Annotated in this window: 7 protein-coding genes and 1 tRNA gene; 5 read left to right on the top strand and 3 right to left on the bottom strand. The window is 32.8% G+C overall.

Going from position 1 to position 10,000, the window contains the following annotated elements; genetic code table 11:
- A partial coding sequence (locus LDL23_RS06685) for a DUF2723 domain-containing protein (protein WP_291265014.1) occupies positions 1-3,026 on the bottom strand: 3,026 nt, incomplete at its 3' end.
- A gap of 156 nt (positions 3,027-3,182) precedes the next feature.
- On the opposite strand from LDL23_RS06685, the gene LDL23_RS06680 reads away from it, so the two are divergent.
- Positions 3,183-3,253: transfer RNA gene (locus LDL23_RS06680), tRNA-Gln, on the top strand.
- Positions 3,254-3,373: 120 nt separating this feature from the next.
- On the opposite strand, the gene LDL23_RS06675 is transcribed toward LDL23_RS06680, so the two are convergent.
- On the bottom strand, positions 3,374-4,198 hold the full coding sequence (locus LDL23_RS06675; protein WP_291265013.1) for a universal stress protein: 825 nt from the start codon (positions 4,196-4,198) through the stop codon (positions 3,374-3,376).
- Positions 4,199-4,367: 169 nt separating this feature from the next.
- Between LDL23_RS06675 and rimP the strand changes: the two genes are divergently transcribed.
- The 3 genes from rimP to infB are packed head-to-tail and all read left to right on the top strand — an operon-like array spanning position 4,368 to position 8,964.
- Positions 4,368-4,835: a ribosome assembly cofactor RimP gene (rimP, locus tag LDL23_RS06670; protein WP_291265012.1), complete on the top strand. Its 468-nt coding sequence runs from the start codon at positions 4,368-4,370 to the stop codon at positions 4,833-4,835.
- 13 nt (positions 4,836-4,848) lie between these two features.
- Complete coding sequence (gene nusA / locus LDL23_RS06665; protein WP_291265011.1) at positions 4,849-6,090, top strand: transcription termination factor NusA; 1,242 nt, start codon at positions 4,849-4,851, stop codon at positions 6,088-6,090.
- Between the two features lie 48 nt (positions 6,091-6,138).
- Positions 6,139-8,964 (top strand): translation initiation factor IF-2, encoded by a 2,826-nt coding sequence (infB, locus tag LDL23_RS06660; RefSeq protein ID WP_291265010.1) that lies wholly within the window; start codon positions 6,139-6,141, stop codon positions 8,962-8,964.
- A gap of 61 nt (positions 8,965-9,025) precedes the next feature.
- Here the strand turns inward: infB and LDL23_RS06655 are convergent, their stop codons facing one another.
- The gene (locus tag LDL23_RS06655) at positions 9,026-9,415 is read right to left on the bottom strand and encodes an SPOR domain-containing protein (RefSeq protein ID WP_291265009.1); all 390 of its coding nucleotides are present in this window, start codon (positions 9,413-9,415) and stop codon (positions 9,026-9,028) included.
- A gap of 216 nt (positions 9,416-9,631) precedes the next feature.
- On the opposite strand from LDL23_RS06655, the gene LDL23_RS06650 reads away from it, so the two are divergent.
- The coding region (locus tag LDL23_RS06650; RefSeq protein WP_291265008.1) for a cytochrome c at positions 9,632-10,000 on the top strand (369 nt) is incomplete at its 3' end.

The following is a 10,000-nucleotide window of genomic DNA, read 5'->3' as shown; positions in this document are numbered from 1 at the left end:
CAACTGTTATAAAAAGTTAGATTTTCTTGATATTTTTTAATTACTTCAGAAATAATTTCTCTAGCTTTTTCTTTTTTACCAACTTCGTAATATCCCATTGCAAAAGGTTCTAGCATAGAATAATATTCGAAATATTGAATTGGCATTTTTTCCATTGCTAAGTCAATTACTTTTTCAGCTTTATCCTTTTTGCCTTCTATAATTAAGGTTTCCATCAAACGAGCCAAATTAGTTCTATAACTAATACTGTTTTTGCGTGTTTCAGGATCGTGATAGATAATTGGTTTTCCACTATTGCCCCAATCCCATTTCATTACAATTTTGTACATTTTTTCAGAATCAATTTGCCCCATTTTCATAGGGCTAGGTGAATCTACAGCAGTTTTAATTGGAACTAATTTGAAACACATTCCGTCTAATTGAAGATAATCTTTCATCCAAAGATAATCGTCTTCACCAAAGCTTCCGCCTGTAAAATAGATCGGACGTTTCCAATTATTTTGATTTACGATGTCAAGCATCATCAAACGATTTTTGTAAAGCGCGTCATCTTTAATTTCAAATTCTATTGCCGGAACAATTGAATCATAGAATTTTTCTGAAACTGCTTTATTTTTTATTACCGCTGCTTTATCGATAGGGTAAATTACTTTTTTAGATGGGAAATAATTGATTTTACGACCATTATTCAATTCGATTTTAGCTCTTTCATCGTCTAAAGCAATGAATTTAAGCATTTCGTCTAATAATAAAGGTTCTTTAGTTCTTTCTACGAATAAACTATAATCTCTATTACTTCCTTTGTATTGCTCTCTGTTAAATGAACTTGGAATTGGTTCAGAATTATGCGTTTTCATTTTCATTTGGTCAATATACCAATCCGTCATGAATAAGCTAGTGTTTACAATACGAATGTCGGTTCTATAGCCCTCAATTTCTTGCATGTACCACAATGGGAAGGTGTCGTTATCTCCAATGGTAAATAAAATAGCATTCGGTTCGCAGGAATCTAAATAAGCCTTAGCCATTGTTAAAGCAGTGTCTTTATTAGAACGATCATGATCGTCCCAATTTTGTGACGCTAACACTGCTGGTGAAGCTAATAAAGAAAGTACTAATACAACTGGAATAGCAATTTTAGGTTGAATGTATTTTTTCAAAGAATCAAAAATTGCATAAATACCATAAGCAATCCACATAGCAAACACATAAAACGAACCTACTAAAGCATAATCGCGCTCTCTTGGTTCAAAAGGTCTTTCGTTTAAGTATATTTTTAAAGCTAAGCCTGTAAATAAGAATAAAACGAGTAAAACGTAGAAACTTTTTTTATCTCGCATTGCATGGAAAACAAATCCAATAAGAGCCAAAAGTAAAGGGATGCCATAGTAAATATTTCTTCCTTTATTGTTCTTCATATCAGATGGTAAGTTTTTTTGTGTCCCGTGAAAAATCTCATCGATTAAATTAATTCCTGTTAGCCAGTTTCCGTTGGAATTGTCAAATTTTCCTTGAACATCACTTTGCCTTCCGGCGAAATTCCAAAGTAGATAACGTACATACATGTATCCAAATTGATATTGTACCATAAACTTCATGTTGTTGAGGAAAGTAGGTTTGTCTACAATTAAATATTCGCCATATCCTTTTAAAAATTTATCATAGTCTTTTTCGTCAACCTCTCCTGCTTCATAAGCTTTTCTAAATTGTGTTACGATATTGACTAATTCATCCTCGTGTGCATATTCTGGATTTATTCTGAATTCTAAAGGTTCAGTAAAAATCATATAATTTTCTCTGTGCTCATTGCTCCACATTCTAGGTAAGAATGCTTTGTGAGCATCATCCGTATTTTGTTTTGCGTTGATGTAATCGTTTGTAATGATATATTTTTTTGTTTTGTAATCACGCTCGTAGTTAGGCTTGTCGTCTAAATAAGGTGTAACAGGATCTAATCCAGAGTAAGTATCTGAAAATTGAGGGCCATAAAATAATTTTTGTTCTCCATATTGCTCACGATTATAATAGGCTAAAACCTCTGCAGCATCGGATGGTTTGTTTTCATTAATAGGAGTATTAGCATTTGCACGAATTGGCAACATCATCCAAGTTGAAAATCCAATCAAGATAAAAAGAGTTGCTAAAATTAAGGTGTTGTAAAAAACGTGACCTTTTTTCTTAGTATAATTTAATCCAAAATAGAAAGCAGCCACAATTAAAATAAAGGCAAAGATTGTTCCTGAGTTAAATGGCATTCCAAGGCTATTCACCATAAAAATTTCAGTTTTACCAAAGAAAGCTAGTGTGTAAGGAAGTAAAAGCTTAAAGATGAAAAGTAAGATGGCTACAATAACAACGTTTGCAATCAAGAAACTTTTAACGGTAATATTATGATATTTTTTAAAGAAATATAGAAATCCAATAGCTGGGAATGCTAATAAAGCCATAAAGTGAACACCGAACGATAGCCCGATTACCAATGAAATAATTAGCAACCATTTATTTCCACGAGGCGTGTTTATTTCTTGTTCCCAACGTAATCCTAACCAAAATAACAAAGCAATTAAGAAAGTTGCCATGGCATAAACTTCGGCTTCCACCGCATTGTACCAAAAACTATCTGTAAAAGTAAATGATAAACTTGCAACTGCTGCGCTACCTAAAATCATAACAGCATTGTTTGTTGAAAGTTCTTTTTCTCCTATAATTAATTTATTCAATAAAATGGTTAACGACCAAAACATGAAAAGTACTGTAAAAGCACTTGAGAATACAGAAAGGTAGTTCACCATTAAAGCTATTTTGTCTGGGCTAAAGGCGAACATCGCGAAGAAAGCACCTAGCATTTGAAATAAAGGAGCTCCAGGTGGATGTCCTACTTCTAGGTTGGCTGAAGTTGCGATATACTCACCACAATCCCAAAAACTCATTGTAGGTTCTACGGTTAATGAATAAGTAATTAATGCTACTATAAAAGTAGACCATCCTAAAATAGTGTTCCACTTTTTAAAGTTGAATGAATTCATATTGTATTTTGATTTTTCTATATTCTCCTACAAAGAAACTATTTTTTTGTTTACGATTTCGTTTTAATAATTTTTTTAATATTTTTTTTAGAAAAATTTGCAGAATAAAAAATATGCATTACATTTGCACTCGCAATCGAAAAGGTTGTTAGGTATTGGCCCATGGTGTAATGGTAACACTCCGGTTTTTGGTACCGTCATTCAAGGTTCGAGTCCTTGTGGGCCAACAAAACTCCGCTTAGAAATAAGCGGAGTTTTTTATTTTTTATAAGTAGTTAATATAGTATTAGTTATCATAAAAAAAAGACCACAATTGTGGTCTTTTTTTTATGATAAAAATCTTGAAATTAGATTTTGAAAGTAATGACTGGTCTTTTAGCGTGGTTCACTAAATCTTCACTTATGCTTCCATTAAAGAAGTGAGATAGTCCTTTTCTTCCATGTGTACTCATTCCTATAATGTCTGCATCAATGCTTTTTGCAAAATGTAAGATACCTTTTTCAACATTAACATCATTGTAAATGTGTGTAGAATAGTTGTCAATTTTAAAGTTGGCAATAAATTCGTCCATTTGTTTTTGAGCTACCTTGGTAGATTTAAAATTATTTGGAGTGTTAATGTTTGCTAAATAAAGATGAGAACCAAATTTGTTTGCAAATTCTACTACTTTTTCAAATGGTTTTTTTATTTCGTCTGAAAAATCAGAAGCAAAAACAAATTTAGATGCACTAAAAGTGTCTTCTTCTCTTTTTATAACTAGTACTGGAACCTCAGAATTTCTTACTACTTTTTCTGTGTTAGATCCGATAAACATCTCTTGGAAACCATTTGCTCCATGAGATCCCATAACAATCAAATCGGCATTGTGAGCTTCTCCGTTTTTAATAATTCCTTCGAAAGCCATTTCAAATTGAATAATTCTTGAGATTTTAACGCCATCTAAATAATCAGCATCCATTAATTCGTCTAGTTTTGTTACAGCTGCATTTTTAAAAAACATTAATTCAGGAATATCGTGAGCTCTTGAAAGAGCGTCGTTTCCAGTTGTAGGCAATTCCAACATGTGTAATAGAAAAATCTCGCCATTATTTTTTTTGGCAATTTGAGCGGCAACTTTTAATGCGTATTCTGCGTGTTTTGAAAAATCGGTTGGTACTAAAATTCGTTTCATAAGTTTGTTTTAGGTTATTTTAATAGTGTAAATGAATTACACTATAAAAGTACAAAAAATATCCAAACTGACAATCTTTTTTTTAATTCAAAAAAAATTGTATATTTGCATCGTTATTAAAGGACTAAGGATTATGAGGCACGCACAGCGTGCCTCTTTTTATAAGAATATGACATTTAAAAATAAAGTTCAAGAAGTGTTAGATGTAGCTTTAGCTGAGCGTAATCATCTTTTTTTGATTGACATGACTATAAATGACGCTAATAAAATTAGTGTTATTTTAGATGGTGATTTTGGTGTAAATTTGCAAGATTGTATCGATGTAAGTAGAGCGGTTGAGAATAATTTAGATAGAGAAGAGCAAGATTTTTCATTGGAAGTAGCTTCTGCGGGTGTTTCAAGCCCGTTGAAATTAGTAAGGCAATATAAGAAAAATATTGGTAGAACTCTAAAAGTTAAAACTATTACATCAGAAGAAGTTGAGGCTAAATTAACGTTGGCTGATGATGAAAAAATAACTTTAGAGTGGCAAGCACGTGAGCCAAAAAAAATAGGTAAAGGAAAAGAGACAGTAGATAAAAAACTGGAAATTCCTTATGAGAATATAAAAGAAGCAATTGTTATAATATCATTTTAAATAAAGAGTTGACATGGAGAATATTGCATTAATCGAATCGTTTTCAGAATTTAAAGACGATAAACTCATTGATAGAGTTACACTAATGGCAATTTTAGAGGATGTATTTAGAAATGCATTGAAAAAGAAATACGGATCAGACGATAACTTCGATATCATCATTAATCCAGATAAAGGAGATATGGAGATTTGGAGAAATCGTGTTGTGGTAGAAGATGGTGAGGTTGAAGATCCAAATTCTGAAATTTCTTTGTCTGAAGCAAGAAGAATTGAGCCTGATTTTGAAGTAGGTGAGGATGTTTCTGAAGAAGTAAAATTAATTCAATTAGGAAGAAGAGCTATTTTGGCTTTGCGTCAAAATTTGATTTCTAAGATTCATGAACACGATAATACAAATCTTTATAAACAATTTAAAGATTTAATTGGTGATATTTATACGGCAGAAGTGCATCATGTTCGTCCAAAAGCTGTAATTTTGATGGATGATGAAGGAAATGAAATTGTTTTACCAAAAGAAAAACAAATTCCTAACGACTATTTCAAAAAAGGAGATAATGTAAGAGGGGTTATTGAAAGTGTAGAATTGAAAGGTAACAAACCTCAAATCATCATGTCAAGAACTGCTCCTGAATTCCTTGAGAAATTATTCGAACAAGAAATTCCTGAAGTATTTGATGGTTTAATTACAATCAAAAAAGTAGTTCGTATTCCTGGTGAAAAGGCAAAAGTAGCTGTAGATTCTTATGATGATAGAATTGACCCTGTTGGAGCTTGTGTAGGAATGAAAGGTTCTCGTATTCATGGAATTGTTCGTGAATTAGGAAATGAAAATATCGATGTAATTAATTATACAACGAATGCTCAGTTATATATTACAAGAGCATTGAGTCCGGCAAAAGTTTCTACAGTTAAAATTAACGAAGAAGCTAAAACAGCGGAAGTATTCTTAAAAATTGAAGAAGTTTCTAAGGCTATTGGTAGAGGAGGAAATAACATTAAATTAGCAAGTTTATTAACTGGTTATGAAATTGATGTTATAAGAGAAGGCGTTGCACAAGAAGAAGATGATGTAGAATTAAGAGAGTTCTCTGACGAAATCGAAGCTTGGGTAATTGAAGAATTTGAAAAAATCGGTTTAGATACAGCTAGAAGCGTATTAAATCAAGATGTTGCTGACTTGGTAAGAAGAACAGATCTTGAAGAGGAAACTATTTTAGATGTAATTAATATATTAAAAGAAGAATTAGAAGGATAATTCTTTAACCAAACAACACACAACATAATAGAATTTTAAAAAGGTTATATGTCTGAAGAAAGAGTAATAAGAATAAACAAAATTTTAAGGGAGTTAAATATTTCTCTTGATAGAGCTGTGGATTTTCTTAAAGAAAAGGGTCATGAAATTGAGTCAAGTCCAAATGCTAAAATATCTCAAGAGGAATATCAAGTCTTATGTGGTCAATTTTCTGCTGACAAAGGGAATAAGGTTGCCTCTCTTGAAGTGAGTGAAGAAAAGAGAAAAGAGAAAGAGGCACTAAAACGTGAACTTGAAAAAGAACAAGAGGCGAAACGTTTGCAGGAAGAAGAGCGTCAAAGACAAGAGATTATCAAGGCAAAGGCAGTTTTATCTGCTCCTAAAGCAGTTGGTAAAATCGATTTAGATCCTAAAAAACAAGAAGTTAAGTCTGAAAAACCAGTTTCTGAAGAAAAACCTGTTATTGTATCAGAGGAAAAACCTGTAGTTGCTGAAGTTAAGCCTGTTGAAACAAAAGTTTCAGAACCAGTTAAAACGGAAGTTAAGGAAGAGTTGCCAGTTGTTAAAAACGTTGAAGTTGTTAAGCCTACTAAAGATGTCGAGTCAAAAGTAGAAACTCCTTCTGAAGATGTTGGCGAAGTAAAAATTGAAACACAATATCAAAAGTTATCAGGTGCTACTTTCACGGGTCAAAAAATTGATTTGTCTCAGTTTGATAAGCCGAAAAAGAAAAAAGAAGATCCTAAAAAAGATTTTAAAAAGCCAGGAACTCCTCAAGCACCAAATGCAGGTGGAGCGAATGCTGCTAACAACAATAAAAACAAACGTAAGCGTATTGTTAAACCAGGTACGCCTGGAGCTCCTGGGGCTAATAATAATGCGGGTGGTCCTAAAAAAGAGTTTGTAAAAGGTAATGGAGCAGGAGGTTTTAATAAAGGTAAAAAACCAATTATTCAAAAGGTAGAGCCTTCTGAAGAAGATGTTAAAAACCAAATTAAAGAAACTCTTGAGAGATTACAAGGTAAAGGAAATAAATCAAAATCGGCTAAGTACCGTAGAGATAAAAGAGATTCACACCGTCAACGTGTTGATGATGAATTGCAAGCACAAGAAGAAGGAAGTAAAATATTAAAAGTAACAGAATTTGTTACGGTTGGTGAAATTGCATCTTTAATGGACGTGCCAATTACAAAAGTAATCGGAACGTGTATGTCGCTTGGAATTATGGTTACGATGAACCAACGTTTAGATGCGGAAACATTATCTATTGTGGCTGATGAGTTTGGATACGAAGTGGAATTCATTACAACAGATATTGAAGAAGCTGCAGAAGTAGTTCAAGACAATCCAGAAGATTTAGTTCATAGAGCACCAATTGTTACTGTAATGGGTCACGTTGACCATGGTAAAACCTCTTTACTAGATTACATTCGTAAAGCAAACGTTATTGCGGGTGAATCAGGAGGAATTACTCAGCACATTGGAGCATATGGGGTAATTTTAGAAAATGGCGAAAAAATCACATTCTTAGATACACCAGGTCACGAGGCGTTTACCGCGATGCGTGCACGTGGAGCTCAAGTTACCGATATCGCTATTATCGTAATTGCTGCGGATGATGATATCATGCCACAAACAAAAGAAGCAATCAGTCACGCACAAGCGGCTGGTGTTCCTATGATTTTTGCTATTAATAAGGTAGATAAGCCAGCGGCTAATCCAGAAAAAATTAAAGAGCAATTAGCTGGAATGAATTTATTAGTTGAAGATTGGGGTGGAAAATACCAATCACACGATATTTCGGCTAAACAAGGAACAGGAGTTTCTGAATTATTAGAAAAAGTATTATTGGAAGCAGAAGTTTTAGAACTTACTGCAAATCCAAAAAAACCTGCGCTTGGAACAGTTGTTGAAGCTCAGTTAGATAAAGGAAAAGGATATGTTTCTACTATTTTAGTACAAGCAGGAACACTTCGCATTGGAGATTATGTGTTGGCTGGAAAGAACCATGGTAAAATTAGAGCCATGTTTGACGAAAGAGGGCACCAAATCAAAGAAGCAGGTCCATCAACTCCAGTGTCTGTATTAGGTTTAGATGGTGCGCCAACTGCGGGTGATAAATTTAATGTTTACGAAGACGAAAGAGAAGCAAAACAAATTGCATCAAAACGTACACAATTACAACGTGAGCAATCAGTTCGTACACAAAAACACATTACGCTTGCCGAAATTGGTCGTCGTATTGCATTAGGACAATTTAAAGAATTGAATATTATCCTTAAAGGAGACGTGGATGGTTCTGTTGAAGCATTATCGGATTCATTCTCTAAATTATCTACAGAAGAAATTCAAATCAACATTATTCATAAAGGAGTTGGAGCAATTACAGAATCTGATGTATTGTTAGCTTCTGCTTCTGATGCGATTATTATCGGATTTAATGTTCGTCCTCAAGGAAATGCAAAACAATTAGCTGAAAAAGAAGAAATCGATATCCGTAACTATTCTATTATTTACGACGCAATTGATGACTTGAAAGACGCAATGGAAGGAATGTTGTCTCCAGAAATGAAAGAAGAGATTACAGGTACAGCAGAAATTAGAGAGATTTTCAAAGTATCTAAAGTGGGAACTATTGCAGGATGTATGATTACCGATGGTAAAATCTTCAGAAACTCTAAAATACGTTTAATTAGAGAAGGTGTCGTAATTTACACAGGTGAATTAGCAACTTTAAAACGTTTTAAAGACGACGTTAAAGAAGTTTCTAAAGGATATGATTGTGGTATGCAGATTAAGAATTACAACGATATTCGTGAGTACGATTTAATCGAAGGATTCCATGAAGTTGAAGTGAAGAAAAAATTGAAATAATTCAGTTACAAACAATAAAAAAAGCCATTCATTTGAATGGCTTTTTTGTTTTTATCTATTTTTAATTCGAAGGTTTGATGATTAAAGCTGTTGGATATTTTTTCTTAATATCTACCATTGCGCGTTCAACTTCAATTCTTGTTTTGAAATTTCCAATCCATACTTTATAGTTGGGGCTGTTGAAAATAATAGTTCCGTCAAGATCTTTAAATTCCTTTTTAAATTCTTGTAATTTCTTTTTGGATTCCTCGCTGTTTCCATAAAAAATTTGAATTTTATAACCTTCATTTAAAAATAAACCAGTGTTTAGTTTTCTTTTTTCTTTTAACAATTGGTCAATTTTTGGATCCACAGAGATATTGGTTTTCCCATCTTGTGCATTAGATCTAAAACAGAAATGAGATGATAGAATAAAGAAGTACAATAAGTTATGTTTTGATAAGTTTTTCATATACAAATGATTTTAATACAAAAATACAATTTAAGACGAGAATCGGACACCTGAATATTATTTAGAACAAATATAAATTACATTTTAAGATAAAATTAAGGTTTTAATAATAGTTCGAATATTGTATTTTTGTCGGAGTTTTGAAAAAATAACGTGTTGTTTTTAGATAAGGTATATCTAAAAGTATACCAAATTAAGTCGATAATCATTTTAAATATGAAAAAGGTGGGTAACCATAAATCGTTTTCAAAGATTTTCTTCAGTGTAGCATTCGTGCTAGTAACTTCTTTATCTGCATTCTCTCAGGATGCGGCAAAGGGTAAGGAATTATTTAATACCAATTGTGCAGCATGTCATAAATTAGATGCAAAAGCTACGGGTCCAGCACTTCGTGGAGTTGAGGCTAAGTATGACAAAGAATGGTTGTATAAGTGGGTAAAGAATAGTGGAGAATTAATCAAGTCAGGAGATGCAAAAGCTGTAAAAGTTTTTGAAGAGAACAATAAAGTTCCAATGACAGCATTTCCACAATTGTCAAATGAGGATATTGACAATATTATAGCTTACACTTCTGAGCCTGCTCCT

It is taken from the genome of Flavobacterium sp. (assembly GCF_020217025.1).
Taxonomy (GTDB): Bacteria; Bacteroidota; Bacteroidia; order Flavobacteriales; family Flavobacteriaceae; genus Flavobacterium.
The sequence above is the reverse complement of the archived record's forward strand: the minus strand, read 5'-3'. Positions and strand labels throughout refer to the sequence as shown.